Source organism: Nocardia niwae NBRC 108934 = DSM 45340 (assembly GCF_001613465.1).
GTDB lineage: Bacteria > Actinomycetota > Actinomycetes > Mycobacteriales > Mycobacteriaceae > Nocardia > Nocardia niwae.
Window position 1 is genome coordinate 162898 of the sequence record NZ_BDCK01000030.1, and the last position, 19976, is coordinate 182873.

At 68.6% G+C, this 19976-nt stretch carries 11 protein-coding genes and 1 pseudogene; 6 read left to right on the forward strand and 6 right to left on the reverse strand.

Annotated features, from left to right (window positions below; translation table 11 throughout):
- The first annotated feature begins 59 nt into the window (after window positions 1-59).
- From NNI01S_RS21675 to NNI01S_RS21695, 5 genes are all read left to right on the forward strand, one after another.
- Window positions 60-2801, forward strand: a complete 2742-nt coding sequence (locus NNI01S_RS21675; protein WP_157114905.1) for a DUF6603 domain-containing protein — start codon at window positions 60-62, stop codon at window positions 2799-2801.
- Window positions 2798-5605 carry a hypothetical protein gene (locus NNI01S_RS21680; RefSeq protein WP_063021960.1) on the forward strand — a complete coding sequence of 936 codons (2808 nt, stop codon included), beginning with the start codon at window positions 2798-2800 and terminating at the stop codon, window positions 5603-5605. Before NNI01S_RS21675 ends, NNI01S_RS21680 begins: the two co-directional genes overlap by 4 nt.
- A 12-nt stretch (window positions 5606-5617) precedes the next feature.
- A complete protein-coding gene (locus tag NNI01S_RS35730) occupies window positions 5618-10741 on the forward strand; it encodes a LysM peptidoglycan-binding domain-containing protein (protein WP_063917604.1) in 5124 nt (1707 codons plus the stop codon).
- Between the two features lie 3 nt (window positions 10742-10744).
- A complete protein-coding gene (locus tag NNI01S_RS21690) occupies window positions 10745-12367 on the forward strand; it encodes a hypothetical protein (RefSeq protein WP_157114906.1) in 1623 nt (540 codons plus the stop codon).
- Between the two features lie 388 nt (window positions 12368-12755).
- Entirely contained in the window at window positions 12756-14240 is a 1485-nt protein-coding gene (locus NNI01S_RS21695; protein WP_063021962.1) for a purine-cytosine permease family protein, read from the forward strand.
- Between the two features lie 172 nt (window positions 14241-14412).
- Here the strand turns inward: NNI01S_RS21695 and NNI01S_RS36135 are convergent.
- Window positions 14413-14562: pseudogene (locus NNI01S_RS36135) on the reverse strand (ATP-binding protein); the annotation flags it as partial.
- 304 nt (window positions 14563-14866) lie between these two features.
- On the opposite strand from NNI01S_RS36135, the gene NNI01S_RS21705 reads away from it, so the two are divergent.
- Window positions 14867-15529, forward strand: a complete 663-nt coding sequence (locus NNI01S_RS21705) for a hypothetical protein (RefSeq protein WP_063021964.1) — start codon at window positions 14867-14869, stop codon at window positions 15527-15529.
- A gap of 115 nt (window positions 15530-15644) precedes the next feature.
- On the opposite strand, the gene NNI01S_RS21710 is transcribed toward NNI01S_RS21705, so the two are convergent.
- The 5 genes from NNI01S_RS21710 to NNI01S_RS21730 all read right to left on the reverse strand — a co-directional run bounded on the left by NNI01S_RS21710 (window position 15645) and on the right by NNI01S_RS21730 (window position 19976).
- Window positions 15645-16232 (reverse strand): hypothetical protein, encoded by a 588-nt coding sequence (locus tag NNI01S_RS21710; protein ID WP_245676320.1) that lies wholly within the window; start codon window positions 16230-16232, stop codon window positions 15645-15647.
- A gap of 77 nt (window positions 16233-16309) precedes the next feature.
- Complete coding sequence (locus tag NNI01S_RS21715; protein ID WP_063021966.1) at window positions 16310-16822, reverse strand: hypothetical protein; 513 nt, start codon at window positions 16820-16822, stop codon at window positions 16310-16312.
- 211 nt (window positions 16823-17033) lie between these two features.
- Window positions 17034-18353, reverse strand: a complete 1320-nt coding sequence (locus NNI01S_RS21720) for a UDP-glucose dehydrogenase family protein (RefSeq protein ID WP_063021967.1) — start codon at window positions 18351-18353, stop codon at window positions 17034-17036.
- Complete coding sequence (locus NNI01S_RS21725; protein ID WP_063021968.1) at window positions 18346-19296, reverse strand: glycosyltransferase family 9 protein; 951 nt, start codon at window positions 19294-19296, stop codon at window positions 18346-18348. The genes NNI01S_RS21720 and NNI01S_RS21725 overlap by 8 nt, the downstream gene beginning before the upstream one ends.
- The gene (locus NNI01S_RS21730) at window positions 19287-19976 is read right to left on the reverse strand and encodes an SDR family oxidoreductase (RefSeq protein WP_063021969.1); all 690 of its coding nucleotides are present in this window, start codon (window positions 19974-19976) and stop codon (window positions 19287-19289) included. The genes NNI01S_RS21725 and NNI01S_RS21730 overlap by 10 nt, the downstream gene beginning before the upstream one ends.

Below are 19976 nucleotides of genomic sequence, written 5' to 3' on the forward strand. Positions count from 1 at the left end.
CCGTCGACATGTTCTACCAGCGTTTCAGCTAGATCTATGGGAATAGCTAGGAGGAAACCGTGGACCCGAAGGAGTTGTTGGCCCGGGTAGCGGGCCTCCTGTGGGGGTTGGCGGATCGGTCGGCGGCGTCGGTGGCGAACGCGGTGAACGCACTGCCCGAACTGCCGGGGGAGACCGAACCGGCGTTGAAGGGCAGACTGCTCGAGCCGCTGGCGGACCTGCCGCGGCAGGAAAGCTTGTTGAAATGGGCGCACGATCTGCTGGGCAATCCCACCGATGCGGGCGCGCCGATCCTGGCACACGGGTGGCGGCGGGCTCCGGGCGCGCTCCGTGGAATCGCATTCGTGCTGGCCAAGAACGGGTCGCGGGCGGTGCTGGCCGTGTCCCCCGGGCCGGTGGTCGATCTGGTCGTCACTCCGAATGCGGCACTGGACCATACGGTGCTCGCCCCGGAATTCGATCTGCGGGTGAAGCTTCGGACAACCGGTGCATGGACCGCGTCGTTCGCACCCGGCGCCACCGCGGTGACACCGGGTGGCGAGGCCCATATCAAGATCGGAAAGACAGATCTCACGGTGGGGGCGGGCGGTCCCGGTGTGTCGACCGGACGCATCGAGGCGGTGATGGACGTGTCGACCGCAGTCGCGGCGCATGTCGACATCAAGATCCTGGGTTTTGTGGCCAGGGTGCTGCCCGCCGCTCTTGCTGGCTTCCTCGGCGGGGACGCCCGATCAGCCACGACGCCGACCGATTTGGCGCTCACGCTGAGCCGCGACACAGGTTTGCGTTTCGTCGACGGCGGCGTCCGCGTCGAGAAGAAGGTGAACCTGGCACTGCCCGGCGTCTCGCTGCGCGGCTTCGCCGTCGAATTGGGTATGCAGGGCGACCGGCTGGAGCTGAGACCGACGGTCTCGCTGGTGGCCAAGCCGCCCGGCCTGCCGCTCAGCGCGACCCTGGATGGACTCGGCGTCGGCGTCCCGATGCTGCTGCCGGACCGGTTCGCCGCGGATACCGATGTGCTGCCCGCCTCGCCCAGCGGTATGGGGATCGCGCTCCTGCTGGGCCCGGTGTCCGGCGGCGGCTTCTTCCAGCAGCGACCCGGTGACGCCTACGCGGGCGGCATCGATGTGGACCTCGGTCTGGTCCAAGTGCAGGCCTTCGGGCTGTTGCAGCTGCCCGCGGGCGGCAAGCCGCTGTCCCTGCTCGTCTTGCTGGGTGCCGAATTTCCCTATCCTGGAATACAACTGGGATTCGGATTCGCGATCGACGCGGTGGGTGGCCTGGTCGGCATCCACCGCCGCGCGGACACCGGCAAGTTGCGCGAACTCGTCAGCGGCGGCAACGTGGACCGGATCTTGTTCCCCGGCAACGCGATGGCGCGGTCCGGTGAGATCGTCGGCGCGCTGGAGAGCGTCTTCCCGGTCGCCCGTGGTCGTTTCCTGGTCGGGCCGATGCTGCGGATCACCTGGGGCGGGCGCCTGGTCAGCGTGGCCGTTGCGGTGATCATGGAGTTGCCCGGGCCCGGGCAGGTGCTCATCCTCGGCCGGGCGTTGATCGCGCTGCCCGATCCGGCGGCGCCCTTGATCCGCCTGCAGGGCAGTGTGTTCGGGCGCATCGTTCCCGGAGTGCCCTTGGTCGAGTTCACGGTGTCACTGGCCGGATCGTGGATCGTCGGTATGCCGGTGGCCGGTGAGGTCTACGCACTGTTCCGGGGCGACGACCAGTCGGTGATCGTGTTGTCGGCGGGCGGTTTCCACCCGAAGTACACCCGGCCGCCCGGCGTCCCGCAGCTGCAACGCCTGTCGATGGATCTCGGTGGCGGCGTCATCGGCCTGCGCGCCGAATCCTATCTCGCGCTGACTTCCAACTCGGTGCAGTTCGGCGCCGATCTGCATTTGGACGCGACTATCGCCGAATGCGGGCTGGAGGGCTCGCTCGGGGTGGACGCTCTGTTCGTCTGGGAGCCGACGCTGGCCTTCAGCGCCTCCGTCCACGCCAGCGTCGCCGTGCTCGCGTTCGGTGAGCGTCTCGCGGGCATCGGCCTGGACTTCACGCTGGAAGGCCCTGCTCCGTGGCACGCCTTCGGCAGGGGCAGCATCGAGGTGCTGTTCTGGGATGTTTCTCTCGATTTCGATGTTCGCTGGGGCGATCCGGCCCTGCCGGTGCGATCGACCGAGGACATCCCGGCCCTGTTGGCCGAGGCGGTAGCCCGGCACGATGCCTGGACGGTGGCCCGACCCGCGAGCGAGCGGGCGGGCATCCGCTTCACCGGCGCGGCCGCGCGGGAGCTGGCACAAGGCGTTGTGGTGCACGCCGATTCGACGCTGCGCTTCGCCCAAACGGTGGTGCCGATCGGGACAACGTTCAACCGATTCCACCGACTGACGGTTCCAGAGCAAACCTGGACGATCGAGAATGCCCATTTCGGAGGTGCGACTTCCCCCAGGGGCGATCCGGTGCCCAAACGATTCGTGCCCGGCGAGTACTTCGCGATGACGAACGACGAACAGCTGGCCAGGCCCGCGTTCGAGGAGCTGACCGGTGGTTTCGAATTCTCCGACACCGAGCCCGAATTGGGTGGCGCACATCTGATGAACGACAGCTACGAGATCGGTTACAAAGTCCAGGACGGGTGGTTCCCGAACCCCCCTGGGAACATTCGCGTCTTTCTCCTACTGCGCGCGGCCTATCGAGCAGAACTGTTCGCCCGGCCGGTGCGCGCCGCCGAACGAGTGGACCGCTGGCGCTTGGCGCAGCGCTCCATGGACAAGATCACCCCGAAGGTGGTGATGAAGCGATGACTCGCCGCTGGTTCCTGTCCTCGGTCACGATCGGTGCGGCCGCAGCCGCGAAATCGGTGACGAAAGCGCGGCCGACCTTCGAGCCGAAGGTCGATCTGATCCAGACGGTGGACGGACACGGAACCCCTCACACGTTGACCGGGCCCCCCTTGCACATGCTCGGGCCCGGCGACACCCTCGGCTTCGAACCGTCGATGGTCGTGCGTCGCGAACCGCCACCGGGCCGGTCGGACGCCGTCGCGGACTATCTCGCGCTGATCGAGTTCTCCGACGCTGCCCTGCCATGGTTGTTCAGCACGCCTGCCGCTGTGCGAATGCCGTGGCTGACGCTGCTGGTCCTGCGCGCGGGGGAAGGTGAGGTGCGCCCGGGCGATCCGCTGCCGGTCATCGACGTGCCCGCCGCCGCCCGACCGAATCTCGCCGAGGCCGCGTCCTGGGTGCACGTCGAGGCACGGGTGGAAGGTGACGGACCGCCGCACGACGCCGTGAAACAGGACGTTCGCACCGGACTGGATACCGTGGTCTCCCGCGTGATCTGCCCGCGCAAACTCTCCGAGGGCGACTGGATCGCCTGCGTCGTGCCGACCACCACGGCGGGCGTCGCGGCCGGGTTGAACAAGGACATACCGGCGAACGGCGCGCAGCCCGCGTGGACACCGGGACAAACCGGAGTGATTCCCCTGCCGGTGTACGACTGGTGGACCTTCGGGGTCGGCGACGGCGGTCAGTTCGAAACGCTGGCCCGCAAGATCAATCCGATCGTCGCGGAAAGCGCCGGCTTGGGATCCCGCCTGGTGGATGTGCGCAAGCCATGGCCGCACGAGGTTCCGCCCTCGGGCACCCCCACTGAGGTCATGGTCCGGGTTTCGGGTGCGCTCCGCCTGCCGGGACCGGCGACGCCGAAGGAGACCTGGACCCACCAGCCGAGTCAGGAAACGTTCGTCGGGCACATCACCGATCGCGTCAACGCCCCCGCGGCCCGTCGCGAACAGTTGGGGCGACCGCCGGACCAAGGCCCCGCGGCCGTGGCGCCACCGCTGTACGGCGGCAATCACGCCGGTACCGAACGCATACCGGCCACCGGCTGGCAGCAATCGCTGAACACCCAGGTGCGGCATCGAGTGGCCGCCGCCATCGGCGCGCGCTTTGTCCAGCTGGAGCAGGAATTCCTGATGGCGCGGGCATGGGAACAGGTCGGCGCGGTGAACGCGGCGAACCGGTTGCTCGCCGCCACCGAACTGGCCGAACAGAGCGGTGAGAGCGCCCAGAGCAAACACGTCGCCACCATGGCGGCCGCGGCGCTCACCGGCCTCTCGGACCCGATGAGTGCGAAGGTACCGGTTCCCGCCGCCCGATCGATGCGTGAGGCGCTCACCGAATCGGCGGCTCCGCGCGGCATCGAATCGGCCGGGTTCCTCCGGCTCACCCGCCCCCGCGGTGGCCTGGCGCGGCGCTGTGCCCGCGTGGCGGGCACCGAGACGTCGACCATGGCGACCGGCTCGATGCTGACGATCTCGGTCGGCGGCGCCGAGGTCGTGCCCGCCAAACCCGCATTGTGGCTGGCCGCCACCGCCGCGGCGGACAGTGGACCGATGGCCGCGGCCGAGGTCGTCACCGACCCCGCGTCGCTGTTCGCGGCGCAGACGATGGTCGCACTGCTCGGCGTGCAACAGGAATCCTTCGCCGTGCGCGGCGCTTTCACAGGCGGCGCCCCAGTGGCGGAACTGGCCGCTGTCGGCGCGACCATGTCGGCGTCGATGACGGGCACGGCCGCGCCGGTGCCGCGCCCGATGCTGCTGCGCAAACTGCGCCGTTCGATCAGCGCGGAAGCGCTCACCGCGCCGAAAGCCGTCGAATTCCGCGTCGCGATGGGCATCGACGTGTTCGCCGGCAGCGTGCGCACCGCTATGGTTCCGATGAAGCAGCAGTTGCCGCGTGTCGCGGGGCTGATCGGCACCACCGCACTGCCCGGCCGCACAGGCGCCGACACCCGCCCACTGCGCCCGATCATGGCTCATCCCGAGTTCGGGTTTCCGATCGCCGCGGAAATTTTGGAACGGTGGCCGGAGTGGGCGGTTCCGGGCATCACCGCCTTCCCGGACAACAGCGCCACCCTGCTGCAGGTCAACTCGCCGTTCGTGGAATCGCTGCTCGTCGGGTTGAATCAGGAGTTCAATCGCGAGTTGCGCTGGCGCGAATACCCGACCGACGAAGCGGGCACGCCGTTCTCGCGGTTCTGGCCGCCAGGTGGTGCGCAGCCTCAGTACGGCGAGATCGCACTCTGGGAACCCGAGGTGGCGCTGGGCGAACACGCGCCCGCGCTGAGCGACCTGCTGGTGCTGCTGGTCCGCGGCGAGGTGCTGCGACGTTATCCGGGCACCGTGGTGCTCGCGGCCAAGTCGGTCGATCGGCGGGTGGAAAGTCCGCAGGTGCAATGGCGCCATCCGCGTTTCGTGCTTCCCTTCGACGAGCGCACCAGCCTGTTCTGCTTCGACCTGAAGCCGCAGCAGGTGCGGACCGAGGAGTGGATGTTCGTGGTCCGCGAGCCGATGCGCGGCACCCAATTCGGATTCGACCCGACGACGCGACCGGAGTTCGAAACCTGGTCCGACCTCGGATGGGATCGAGTGCCGCTGGACGCGAGGGGATTCGTCGCGGTCCGTACGGGTGGTGTGGTCGGATCGCCGAGCAGGCCGGACCCGCCCACCTGGCCGGGCGCCGACTCGGGCGATTTCGCCCGGATCGCCTTCCAACGCGCGTTCCAGCTGGCGTTCTCGCCCGAGATGATGCTTCCGCCGCAGTAGCAGGAGTCAGCCATGACACGGACACATACCGTCGTCGCCGGGGAAACTCTCTTCCGTCTGGCGCAGCGTTTCTATGGCAACGGTGAGCGGTTCCCGGTGCTCGCCGCGGCGAACGGCATCGTCGACCCGAATCGCATCACCGCCGGTCAGGTGCTCGTCGTACCGGAGATATCCCGTACCCATACCGTGGTGGCCGGAGACACGCTGTTCGACCTGGCGCGGCGCTTCTACGGTGACGGCGGCCTGTTTCCGATACTCGCGGCCGCCAACGGCATCGCCGATGCCGGCCGAATCCGCGTCGGCCGGCTACTGGTGATCCCGGAGCTCATGGCGGGCGGGGGAACGACGATCCCGTCGATGGTTCGCATCCACACCGTCCGAACGGGGGACACCCTGTTCGGCCTCGCGCAGCGGTTCTACGGCAACGGAAAGCTGTTTCCGGTCATCGCCGCCGCCAACCACATCACCGATCCGACTCGTCTCCAGGTGGGGCAGAAGCTGATCATCCCGCCGTTCAACCGCACATACGTCGTGGTCAGAAACGACAACCTGTTCAACGTGGCCCGGCGGTTCTACGGCAAAGGCGAGCTGTTCCCGATCATCGCGGCGGCCAATGGCATCCGGGATCCGGACCTCATCTTCCCCGGCCAGGTGTTGATCATCCCGGATTTCGGCGAAGGTCCCCCGGTCCACGACGACAGTCCGTTCATGTTGCGCCGCACCATCGACATGATCCGGCTCCAGCACGACAACAAGCTGGCATCGGCCGACGACAAGGAATTCGAACTGGGCCGGGTTCGCCGCTGGGCCGCGAGCCACCCGGTGGACATCCCGCACGGCAATACGCCCCAATCGATCCTGGATTCGGTGGAGCGGGCGCAAGCCGCGCGCCGCGCCGAACTCGATCAGCTGCGCGACCGTCTGACCGAAGCCACCGATCACCTCGCGGCAGTCCTGGATTCCGGGGAACCGCTGTTCGGCACCCACAGTGCCGAGCCCATCGCCCTGCTTCCGGTGCGCCTGGAGACGAAATGGGCCGCCGACGGCCGGAGCATCAAAGTCCGCGTCTATCCGGACGATCTCCATATCGAGAGCTTCGACCCGGCACTCACCCCGGACGAAGTGAAAGCGGCGCGCGACTATTGGAAGCACCCGGGCGAGATCGCCTGGAAGGAACTCCTGGCTACGGTCAACCCGGTCCGGGCGGCATGGGTGACTCGGGCGGCGCGGCCGGGTGCACCGGCCCCCACGATGCGCGCCCCGGGTAAGCGGCGCATGCCCGAGGTCGGTACGTTGCCGACGCGCTGGCGTTTCCTCGGCCTGGTCGGTGGCCTGGTCGTGGTCGACCGAATCGGGGCCGAGATCCCGGACCCGCTGACGCTCGGCTTCCTGGCGGCCGACGAGGCGGCTCCCGACCGCGAACATGCTTCCTGGGCAGTGGATTTCGATGAGGCGGTCCGGCAGGGCATGGGTGCCGTGCTCACCCTGCCCGAGGACGTCGACCACCTCGACGAGTTGTTCGTGGTCGGGGTCAGCCAGCGTGGGCCCGAGGCGGCGGCCGACCGGCTGCGGGCGAATCTGCACGGGCACGCCTTCTCCGACGGCCTCGCTTTCCTGACGACCGGTACCCCGACCAACAACACCCCACAGACCCGCACGTCGTGGTCGGCGCAGCCGAGCGGACGCCCACCGGGGCCGACGCCCCCGCGCGAACCCGATATCGCGCGGCGTTTCCACGTGGTCCAGTCCTCCGACACTCTCTTCGGCCTTGCGCAACGCTTCTACGGTGACGGTAGGTTGTTCCCGATCATCGCGAACGCCAATAAAATTCGCGACCCGAACGTCATCGAAGACGGTCAGGTGCTGTTCATCCCGGCCCGGCCCGGTGAGGCGGAGCCGAATCCGCCGGACGCCGATCGGCTGGCCCGCGCCCTCGGACTTCCCGACGCCGGATTCCTCACCGAATGCGACGGCGCGGACGGGATCGGTGACGCGGCTGCCGGTGCGCTGTCGCTGTTCGCCTGGTGGGGCCTCGCGCGGGAATTGATCAGGGATCAGGATCTGATGGACGGTCAGGACATGACGCCGGGGCTGCGTGCCTGGCTCACCATTCGAGACCACCTGATCGACTGCGTCCGCGGGCGCGGGCCGTTGCCGACCATCCGGGTCGGCAGGCAGCCCTACGGCGTATTGCCGGTGTCGACCCTCGACGAATGGGTGCCCGACGGGCCCGAGGATGCGGCCGCCCACCTGCTGCCCTGGCTCCTGCGGTTGCGGCATCATTGGCGCGGCGCGCTGCTGTCCGGCTGGATTCCCCGGGTGACCGACGGCGTACCGGCGGACCGCGTCGCGGCCGGAATACTCTCGCGCATCCCGGTATCCAACGACTTGCTGATCCGTCGCGTTCTCTCCACCACGGGCGGCCGGGAGAAATTCGACAAACTCAGCCTGCGCTCACCAGGCCCCGCCGTGGCCGTGGGCGGAATTCTGTCGGGCCTGCGCTGGGCCACTCCGACCGAAGATGTCAGCAATCTGGCCTGGGTCTCCGACACCGCGCCCGCGAACTATGACCTGGTCGCGCAGCGGCTGGTCCCGAATCGGGCGAAATACCGAGAACTGTTCGCGCACAGTCGCGACCGGTTCCGCGACGCTGTCGGCGTCCTCACCGGCGATCTGACGCACGAGGAGTTCACCTCGCGATGGCCGATCACCATCGCCGGCGTTTCCCCGGATCGCCCCAACACCATATTCGGTGATGTCGGCTTCAGCGACGAGAGCGGATCGGCGGTCGACTTCCTGCCGTGGCTGGTCGCAGTAGGACAGGAAATCGCCGGGGGCGCGGAACCGGAGACGCTCGATCTCGCCCTGGCGATACCGGCTACGGTCGATCGGCTGATCGGTCAGCTGATCATGGCACCGGATACCCCGCAGGACGAGCTCGACTCCATCCTGGATTTCGGCCGCCGCGGACTGCCCGCCGCGGGCCGGGTCCTCGCCGGGCTCGAAGCGCTGACCGAGGTGGCGGCCGAGGACTTCCTGCCGCTGCTGTTGGAGACCCTGGACCTCGCCTCGCACCGGCTGGATGCGTGGATAACGTCGCTGGCGACGCAAAGGCTGCAGCGCACAAGGGCCGCGGGCGCCCAGGGGATCCGGCTCGGCGGCTACGGTTGGGTGGAGAATCTGCGGCCGGGCACGGTCCGCGAATCCGACGGCTACATTCACGCGCCGTCCATGCACCATGCCGCCACGGCGGCCGTACTACGGTCCGGATTCCTCTCGCACGAGGGCGATTCGACGCTCGCCGTCGACCTGAGCTCGCGCCGGGCCCGTACCGCTCGCTGGCTGCTCGGCGGGGTGCGACGCGGGCAGAACCTCGGCGTATTGCTGGGCTACCGATTCGAGCGCGCACTGCACGACGCTGGTCTGGACATGGTGAAACCTGCCTTCCGGAAGGTTTTCCCGGCGCCGGTCGTCCCCGAGCCCGTCGACGCCGACGATCCGACCGGTCTGTGGGAGCGCAGCTCCGAGTCGATCGCCGCCGCCAATGTGGTGGACGGTATGGCGCTGGCACGCCGGCACGGCGCACAGGCGGTCTTCGCTCTGCTGGCCGAGCAAGGCTATCCGTTCGGCAACAACGATGTGCCGCCGCTGGCCGACCTGCCTCGCGCCGTGGCGCCGATGCTCGATGATCTGATCGAGTCCCTTGATGCTGTCGGCGATCTCCTGCTGGCCGAGAGCGTGCATCACCTGGTCGGTGGTAACCCAGTGCGGGCGGGTATCGCCGCCGACAGCCTCGGTCGCGGCGAGGACGTCCCGGACCGCTTCGACGTGCTGCGCACACCGCATCGCGGGCGAGCGATCACGCATCGGCTCGCCACCGTGCTGCCGCCGGACCCGCCACGCCCTCCCGGGTGGGGAGCCGACGCCTTCTCCCGCCTGGAACCGCGTGTCGAGGCGTGGGTGGCCGGCCTGCTCGGCCCCGCCGCGAACTGGCGACTGACAGGTACGGTGCGGAAAGACGGTCGCAGCGAGCGGTTCTCGGCCGATGCCGCCACCCTCGGACTCGGCGCCCTCGGTCTGGTGTTCGATGTGGTCGTCGGCGGGCAGCGCCGGATCACCGCGATCGTGTCCGCCCGGCACGGTATGCCCGGGGCGACCGCGGAATTCGACGGCGATTTCGCCGAACTGCATGCCGTCGCCGAACGGATCAATCGGTTGCTCAACGGCGCTTCGGCTCTGCTGCCGCGACATGTGCTCGGCGACCAGGTCCGTGCTCCCGCGCCCGATGTGGAAAAGGTGCGCAGCCGGGTGAAGGCTTTCCTCGACGAGGTGAAGACCCCGGCCCAGCGGCTCGCATTGGGTATCGAGGGCGATGTCCCGGAGCAATTGCCGAAGCTGGCCGCCGACGCCACCAGCCAGGGCTGGCTCGGCGCGGTGACCCGCCTGCTCGCCGACTTCCTCGGCACGACCGTCCCGCTCACCGCGGAGTTGCCCGGGGTCGCACTGCCCGCGCCCGCCGCCACCGGCGCGGCTGTCGCCGACTGGGTCCGTCGATTCGCTGCCGTCCGCCCCGGCGCCCGAACGTGGCATGAAACACTGCTGATCGCGGGCGTGCGTGCCGGGCGGCCTGCGTCGTTGTCGGCCGTGCAGACACCCGCAGGCGGACGCTGGATCGGCGCGGCCTTCCCGGCGCTCGACCGACCGTCCACCCGGCAGCATCTGGTGTGCCATATCCCGTTCGCGCTGCCCGCGGGCACTCCTTCGGCCGGTTTGGTCTTCGACGAGTGGGTCGAGGTGCTGCCCGGTTCGGACGCACTGGCCGAGACCAAGACCGGCCCCCACCCGGTGCCGGTGGAATCCGAGCTGACCGGCCTGTCGTTTCACTTCGATCGGCCGGATGCCAAGGCGCCGCAGGCCATCCTGCTGGCCGTGCCACCTGATCCCGAGCGCGGCTGGACCGCGGACGGCTTGGCGATGGTGGTGCGCGACAGTCTCGAACTGGCCAAGTTGCGCGCGGTCGATCTGGCGGACCTGCCGCTGCTGGACGACGTCGTCCCGGCGGTGCGGGTCGACGGGCACGGCAGTGAGCACGGCGTCGTGGTGGGCCGGTTCTGGCGTGAACTCGCGGAGGAGTGAACCATGGCACGACGAATGACCGACATTCTCGGCAACCCCAAGTTCCGGCTCGACGACCGCTACCGCCTCGAGCCGGTGTCCCGCAGCCGCGAGGTGGCCACCGGCCTCAGCGCCCGCGTGCACGATCCGGCTTGGGCGCTGACCAGGCAGTGGCAGTTCGGTGAATTCACCGGCCAGGACGCGGGATCGCCTGTGCTGGTGGAACTGACAGGTCACAGCACGATCATTTCGGCGTGGCGGCCTGCGGGCAGGCAGGGGGAACTCGAACCCGACCGGACATGGCGCGCCTATGACCCCCGGTCCGGTCCGCTGGACGAAATGGTGGAATCCGAGGACCTGGCGAAGCCGGATCAGCTGCAACGGCTCGAGGGCGGGGCGCAGTTCCTCCGGCTCCTCCACGAACACGGGCTCGGTTCGCGTACCGCGGATGCGCTGGCCGCTTACGCGTTTCCGGATCCGCCCACCGGCGCCACCGATCTGGTGACACTCCTGGCCGCCAAGGTGCCGGATGCGGACCGGATCGCCGCCGGGCCGAGCGTTCCGGGACTGGATGCCGTGCGGAAAGAGTGGCTGAACTGGTGGAAGAGCTTGTTCCCCGCCGATCTTCCCGACGCCTTCGACCCGCACCGGTTCGAACACCGCGTCGACTTGAGTATCGGCGACAAGGTATTCCACGCCGAAGAATATCTCGGCGACGGCCTCGACTGGTTCACCGTCGACCTCGATCCGACCGCGGTCGCCGCGCCGCCGGGACCCGGCGGCCCGCAGGCGACGCTGCGCGGCTTCCAGCGCGAGGCCCTCCCCACGACGGTGCGTTACGGCGGGGTCCCGGCCGACCGATTCTGGGAGATGGAGGACGCTCAGATAGATTTCGGCTCCACCGAGGTCGAGACCCTGGACACCGGGCGGCTGTTGCTGATCGGCTTCGCCGAGGTCTACGGCAACGACTGGTTCCAGCTTCCGCTCGAGGTTCCCGCGGGCTCGCTCACCGTGCTGGACCGGTTGGTGGTCTGCGACTCCTTCGGTGGGAAACACGAAATACCCCGAGCGGGAACGAGAGACGCCGGGTGGAATCTGTTCACCGTGTCCGGCACCGAGGACGGCCTCCTTGTCATGCCCTCCGAACGTGGTGTGGTCGGTGAACCCCTGGAGACGGTGGCGCTGTTGCGCGACGAGATGGCCAATATGGCCTGGGCGGTCGAGCGGTACTACACCGACGATCGCGGCGTGCGGGTCGACCGGCGCGAACGCTGGCTGCGCGGGGCGCCGGAAGCCTCGCCGCCCAGCGAATTCGGCTCGTACGCGGTCCAAACCATCGTCCCGGACTTCTGGTTGCCGCTGGTCCCGCACGCGATCGGGCCGGCCGAGATCCGTTTCGCGCTGGTACCACTCCTGCAGCCCGGTTTCGATTCCACACCCCGCGGACAGTTGTTGCGCCCGGGGGAGTGGGTGCACGAGGAGGAGATTCCGCGTGATGCCGCCGTGGTCACGCGCCGGAACGTGTTGTCGCGCTGGTTCGACGGATCGTGGCATTCCTGGGTGCGGCGGGAGAAGAATCCCGGCGGCGGCGAAGGATCCAGCGGGTTGGCCTTCGACATCGTCCGCCCCTCCGAACCCTGGCCGTAAGCGCTGACCGCAGCTCCACGCCGGTCAGACCACGGATGGTGAAGAAGTTCTGATCTGAGCCGCGGGCGCTGGCCGCCCGCAGTTGCTGACGATATTCAATGTGCCATTGGATAGTGGCTCTATGTACAGCGGTTCTAAAGCTCGCGACAGTCCTGGTCTGTCTGAGGGCATCGCCTCTGGTGAGCAGCCCATGTGGGCCCGCATTGTTGCTGGCACCGAGCTCGTGCATGCCCGAGGCGCATTCTCGGCGTCCTGCTTGTCCTGTCAACTATGGTTACCCCGAATTCTCTTGTCCCATACAATGAGCCATTGGATAACGGCTCGATAACAGGGTGTGCGATGGTATGTCCGTCCCGTTGAGCCACCGTGGTCGACGAATGGATTCCCCATGGCTGTGAGTTCAGCGAAGCCCTCGGACTGGTCCTTCGAGCGCAAAGGCGCCGAATGGGTCGCCGAGGAGGAACGTCGAGGTAAGCCGCGTGCGCTGTTCTGGCCGTGGGCAGGCACGAGCTGCAATCTGGTCTTGGTCTCGTTCGGTCCGTATGTCACCGCACTCGGCCTCGACTGGCACATCGCGGTGCTCGCCGCCGCGGTGGGTGCGGTGCTGTCGTTTCTGCTGCTCGCCATGGTGTCGTTGGCCGGACAACAGGGTGGGGCGGCGACCATGGTGGCCGGCCGCGCGGCGTTCGGCTTTCATGGCAACAAGATCCCGGCGCTGCTGAGCTATCTCGCTTTGGTGGGGTGGGAAACCTTCTCCGCGGTCCTGGCGACCCTTGCCGCTCGCACCGTGGCGCACCGGCTCGACCCGGAGATGGACACCGGACCGCTCATGGTCGTCACCCTGCTCACCGTCATCGTGGTGACCACGGTGATCGGCGTCTACGGCTGCCATGTGATATTGCGGATCCAGAAGTGGTTCGCCCTCGCGTTCACCGCGCTGTCGGTGGTGTACGTCGTGCTGACGCTGCCCAGGATCTCCTTCGCGACCCACGGCCAGGTCAGCGTGGGCGCGTTCGTGGGCGGGGTGATGCTGGTCGCCAACGCACTGGGTTTGAGCTGGGTCAACTGCGCCGCCGACTACACCCGCTATCTGCCCCGGGACGCCGACAAACGCGCGCTGGTGGGGTGGGTCACCTTCGGCGGCACCGCACCGGCGCTTGTTCTGATGGGTTTCGGGACGGTCCTGGCGGCAGGCGATCCCGGCGTCGCCGAACTGGCCGCGACCGACCCGATCAGTGCGCTGTCGGCCCATCTGCCGACCTGGTTTCTGGTGCCCTACCTGATCCTCGCGCTGGTCGGCTTCGTGTCGGGCTCCATCATCGGCCTCTACTCGTCCGGACTGGCGCTGCAAACGGTGGGCGTCCGTATCCCTCGGCACTACACAGTCCTCATCGACGCCGTCCTGATCGCGGCTGCCGGTGGCTATGTGGCCTTCGCCGCGCCCGGCTTTTTCGCCCCCTTCCAAGCGTTCCTGACCACGACCGGTGTCGTGATGGCCGCATGGACCGGAATTTTCGTGGTCGACCTGTGGCAGCGTCGCCGCATCGGCTATGACCGGACGGCCCTGTACAGCCCGGTCGGTGGCTACGGAAAAGTGAACCGCGCCGGGGTCGGCTGCCTGATCGTCGCCACCCTCGTCGGGCTCGGCCTGGTCACTTCCCCGGATCCGCACATCGGTCCGCTGCTGGGCTACCTGTTCACGCCAGCCGCCCGCGCGGGCAGCCTGGGCAGCAGCAACCTCGGCGTATTCGTCGCCTTGGTCCTCGCGAGCGCCGGATACGCCGCTCTGCACCGAGTGCGTCCGCCCGCGCAGATGAGCACGAGCGAGCCGATCGAAATCCGGGACACCGAGCCGGCCCGAGTCACAGCGTAGGAAATGCTTCCGGTGGGTGCTCGCGTCGAAGCGGCTGCCGCCGGTCGCGGAACGCTCGGACGTCTTCTGTAGCCGTACCTGCGCCCGCTTCGGAGCCCACCTCAGTGGCCGGATCGCTCGACGCCGCCGGAATAGTCCCACTGCCCGCCCGTGCACGCGGCGACCGGCCGATGCGATCGCTCCTGTGCACCGGCAAGCACACGGTGAATTCGGTGCGGCCTGGTTCGCTGGCCACCGAGATGTCACCACCGTGCGCCTTCACCACGGCCGCGGCGATCGCCAGGCCCAGGCCGGTGCTGCCTGCCCGCCGCGACCGCGACGTGACCCGCCGCCGCAGTGCTGGCCCGGGCAGTAACCTGCATTCGCCACATCAGATGAACGACTGAGCGCATCGAGCGCGGCGGCGGGGCTCGACTTCCACCGCCGCGCTTCCTTCGGACGGCCCGGGGAGCGTGGCGCGCTCCGCCCAGCTATCACCTCGGACATCCCGCGCTGACGAGCCCCCGAGGCGGTGGACAGGGGAGAGGTGCGGAGGTGATCACGCCGCAGGGGCCGACCTCGCGGCCGGAACATGCTGAGCCGGTTGCTGTTTCGTTCATGTCGGTGCGTACCGCTAATCTGCTGGCATGGTCGGACCGGACTCGGCGCTGCGCCGACTGACCCGCGATGCGCGGAAGTTGCTGCAACCCTATGGCTTCGACGGCTCGGAGTCCCTGTGGGTGCGGGTCGTCCCGGGTGGTGTGGCTTGTGTCGGCCGGGCCCGGACAGTGCGTACCTGGATCGACGGGCAGCAGGAGCTGAAGTTCGGGTTGACCATGAGCGCTACGCCCACCGCTTGGTGGGAGTTCTGCAATTGGCGCAACGCGCAGCGGGGGCTGCCGTTCGTGCCGCTCGAACAGGCGACCGGACCGGGGCTGATCGACGACCATGGGCTGCCGGAAGATCTGACCGAATTGTGGTCTCTGCGGGTCGATCCGGCGCAGGCGGGCCGGGCTCTGCGGGCAGACGTCGACGTCATCCGCGCCGAGCTGCCCCGGCGGGTGCACGCCTACGCACGCCGTGCGCTGCGGCTGCTGGAGCCCGGCCGGTACCTCGAAGAACTGATGACCGTGCCGGACCCGGTGATCGGAACCTGGGAGGCGATCGTCGTCCTGCTCGCCGAGCGTGGGGCGGGGCCGCAACTGGAGGATGCGTACGACCGATTCCGGGCGTGCTGCATGGACGCGGACACCTCGGCATATGCAGAGCAGGTTCTCGCGTACGCACGCAGCCGCGCGGCGCAGATGTGAGCGAGCGCAGGCGATCAGCGTCGAGCAGCGCGCGGAATCTCGGGCATGGCATGTGCCGGGGCGTCCGTGCCGCTATGGCGTTCGGGAGCAGTCGATCCGCTGTCGGCCCGCCGTGTCAGCCGACGAACGGGGGAAGCGCCGCGAATTCCGGCGCGAGCCGGGCGGTCGGGACGGTGTGCGCGATCCAGCGACGGGCACGACTGAGCGGATGATCGGGAAACTCCGCGTCCCATCCGATGTCGTCGGCCGCGTTGTACGGCAGCCGTCCCTGCACTTCGGGCGCATAGGGATGCGGCGGGAACATGTGGTCGACACCGATCTTGGTAGCGAGCAGGGCCTCGCGCATACCCGTGGTGCCGGTCTCGGGGCAGAGGATCTGCAGGACCGCGCTGCTGCTGGCCTTCGGCACGATCACGGAGGCGGCGAACACCAGGCCTTGGGGCTGATTCGGCAGAGGCAGCTTCTCCATGCGCAACAGCGCGGGCTGCGCGTCGAGCCACACCACGAAAGCCTCGATCAGGCAGCCGTTCTGCGCGCTTCTCTCGGTCAGGCGACGGCGCAGGGTCGTGAGGTCCTCCAACGGTGCGGGCAGATCCGGGGCGAGGTCGAAATACGACACGTTCACCATGTCACCGGTCCGCGGATCCCGCCAGGTTGCGTTGTCGACCTGCTGCATGTCCCTGGCGTCGAAGGAAATTGGCACCGGCACAGCGTATCCGCAAGCTCATTTCGGAAGGCCGGACCGGTGCCGCGCGACTTCCGCGGGTTCATTCGGGGCGATCACAAATGCTCGAGGCCCGGCAGGGTCGACAGCGGTCGCAGGCTCGCGGTCGGGAAGACCTCGGCGAATCCGCTGGGAACGGAGGCTCCGAGACCCAGCACGGACCCCCAGCGAAACGGAGGCCGCAAGGCGGTGCGGCTCAGTGGTCCGTCGATGGACAGGCGGCGGAAGTCGTCGTCGCTCTCCGGTCCGAAGCTCACGACGATCGCGGAACCGAGCGGACCTTCCAGGGCGTACCAGAGAATGTCGTATTGGTGCGGAAACGATCCGAACACTCCGGTCTTGGTGACCGTCGTAGCGAACACGGGAGCCACTGCCGCCAATGCCGCGTAGCACGCCGCGGCGGTGCCCGGGCCGAAGACGAGTTCGGACAGGCCGGTGTCGGCGATGGCCGTGTAGATCATCTGGATGGGTTCGTCCTCCGGCAGGCCCGGATCGGCCAACCGCACGTAATGGTGATCGAGTCCGGAAATGAGCTCGCGCTCCGGTCGTCTGCGTCCGAAGATTCCCACGGCACCTTCCCGTATCGGTCTGTTTTCCGGCCGCGTCGAAAAAGGCATCTCGGCGATTCGTCACCGCGCGTGCGCGGTTGCCGCCGGAAAGGGGGAGAACGCGCTTCACGGCCGTAGTCGGTGTAATCGATTTTTTCAGAGGGCGCGGTGGTGGCCCAGTCGGTCGAAAGACCCACATCGAAAGGGATTTCGGGGACGAATCGAAGCGCCGTCAGACCCGCCCGTTCTCGGAAGCCGATGCGGTGCCGTTGCCCAGCACGATGAAGCCGGTGCCGCGAAGCAGATGCTCGTCGAGCAGGTTGCGGGTATCGACGATCACGGCTCGGTCGACGTCGGTCGCGAGCTTCGTCCAGTCGAGCGAACGGAATTCGGGCCACTCGGTGAGGATCACGAGCGCGCCGGCGTCCTTCGCCACCAGGTACGGGTCGTCCACCACCCGGATGCCGTGGAGATCGGGCGTGCCCGCCGGGACGCACGGATCGTACGCGGTGACCGTGGCGTGGTGCCGGGAGAGTTGCCGGGCGACCGCGACGGCGGGGGAGTCGCGCAGGTCGCCGGTCCCGGCTTTGAACGCGAGGCCGAGCACGCCGATCCGGGTCCCCGCCAGGGAGCCGTCGACCGCGCCGGTCACCGCGCGGCGGATCTTGCGCAGCACCATCGCCTGTTGATGCTCGTTCGCCCGCAAAGTATCTCGGACCAGCGCGAAGTCCACTCCAAATGCCTCCGCGGCTCGCAGGAGCGCGCGCGTGTCCTTGGGCAGGCACGAGCCGCCCCAGCCGGGGCCCGGAGCGAGGAAGGCCGGACCGATCCGGTCGTCCATGCCCATCGCGGCGGTGACCTTCGTGATGTCGGCGCCGACCCGTTCGCACAGTTCGGCCAGTGTGTTCACGAACGAGAGCTTCATCGCGAGAAAGGCATTGCTGGCGTACTTGGCGAGTTCCGTGCTGGCCGAGTCCGAACGCAGGACCGGCGCGCCCGTCCCCGCGTACAACGCCGCGACCCGCTCGGCCGACTCCTGATCGTGCTCGGCCGCTCCGACGAGAACACGGTCGGGATGCAGGAAGTCCTCGACCGCGTGTCCCTCCCGGAGGAATTCGGGATTACTGACGACCGCGCTGCTCGCGAGACCGGACGCGGGGATCCGCGCAGCCGTCCCCACCGGGACGGTGGACTTGGTGACCAGCACACAATCCGGCGATAGCACCGTGGACAACGTCGCGAGCGCGTCCTCGATCACGCCGAGGTCCGCCGTGCCGCCGGCACCCATGGGGGTGGGAAGGCACAACAGGACCACCTCGCATTCGTGCAGCGCTCCCGGGTCCGACGTGAAGACCAGCCGGTTCTCCGCGAGCCCTTCGTGCACCAGCTCCGGCAGCCCGGGTTCGACGATCGCGACCGTACCCGCGCGCAGAGCCGCTACCTTGGCCTCGTCGTTGTCGAGGCAGATCACATGGTGGCCCAGGTGGGCGAGGCAAGCGGCACTGGTGAGCCCCACGTATCCGGCGCCGACCACACCGACGCGGCTACCCATGGCGCACCTTCGCCCCGAGCAGACCGGCTGCGGCGGTGAGCACCTGCTCGGGGCGCAGCATGAGGAGCCCGCGATCCGGATGGCAGGCATGCGGGTCGCCGACGGACCCCGCCCACAGGGTCACGTGCTCTTCCGCGTCGGCGGGCGGTCCCCATCGCTGCGGCGGCGTGGGGCCGAACAGCAGGACCGACGGCGTGCCGAAAGCGGTGGCCAGATGCCCCACGCCGGTGTCGCCGCAGACGACGAGCGCCGCGCCGGCCACCAGCGCGGCGAGTTCGGTCAGGTCGGTGCGCCCCGCGTACACGGCGGTGGGCGGCAGGCCGGCTTGCTGCGCGACGGCGTTCGCCAATCGGATCTCGTCGCGCGTGCCGGTGATCACCACGCGGTGGCCCTCGGCGCCGAGTTCTCGCGCCACCCGAGCGAATCGTTCGGAGGGCCAGCGGCGTGCCGGATGCGCCGCGCCGGGATGGATCACGACGACGTTCGACTCGGCGGCGGGCGTGGCCGGAGCGGGCAGCCGCAGCGCGGTGCGATCGGCATCGATCCGGCCGTATTCGAGCAGCCGGCACCAGCGATCCACCTCGTGCACGTCGTCGCGCCACTCGGGGCCGGGCAGCTGGGGGTAGTCCGGATGGCGGTGCGTCAGAAGTGTTTCCGGACGCGCCGCCAGCAGGTCACGGATGCTCTCCGGGCCGCTGCCGTGCAGGTTGACCGCCAGTCTCGGGGGCGCGGTATGCCATCGCAGCGCACCCAGGCCCGCGGTCGGAAGCAGTTCGTCGACCGCGTCGATGAGATGTGCCAGATCGCGCAGCGATTCCGGCGCGGCCAGCACCAGGTGGTGGTCCGGGTAGGCGTTTCGCAGCCCGCGCAAAGCGGGCACGATGGTCAGCAGGTCACCGAGCCCGAGCGCACGCAACACGAGGATCGTGTCGCTCAAGGCCACGATCCCTCTTCCGACGCGCACACGACCATTTCCCTGACCTCGCAGCCCGGTGGCTGGCGCAGCGCGAATAGCACCGCGGCCGCGACGTTCTCGGGCTGGTTGAGTTTCGCGTCCGGCGGCGGCTTGTACTGCTCGTCGCGATCGTCGAAGAACGCGGTGTGCATGCCGCCCGGGATCAGCAAGCTCACGCCGACGCTGCCCGCTGTTTCGGCGGCGAGCGCCCTGGTGAAGCCGACCACGCCGAACTTCGACGCGCAATAGGCGGTCGCGTCACCCACCGCCTTGATGCCGAGGGTGGAAGCACAGGTCACCACGGTTCCCCTGCTTTCCCGCAGGAACGGAAGGGCGGCACGGATGACGGCGGCGGTACCGAACAGGTTGACCTGCAGCACGTATTCCCACTTCTTCGCGGGCACCTTGTCCAACGGGCCGCACGCGTCGGTTCCGGCTGCGGTGAACACGCCGTCGATCCGTCCGCCCGCACGCTCGGCGAGCTCGTGCACGGCTTGTTCGGCGGCGACGGTGTCGGCCAGGTCGGCCCGCACGAAGTCGACGGGCGTCTCGGGCTCCACCCGGTCGATCACGAAGGGCCGCCCGCCGTTCTCGCGGACCGCGGCGGTGACCGCCGCGCCGAGTCCGGAAGCGCCGCCGGTGATCAGGACATTGCCGAGGGTTCGCAT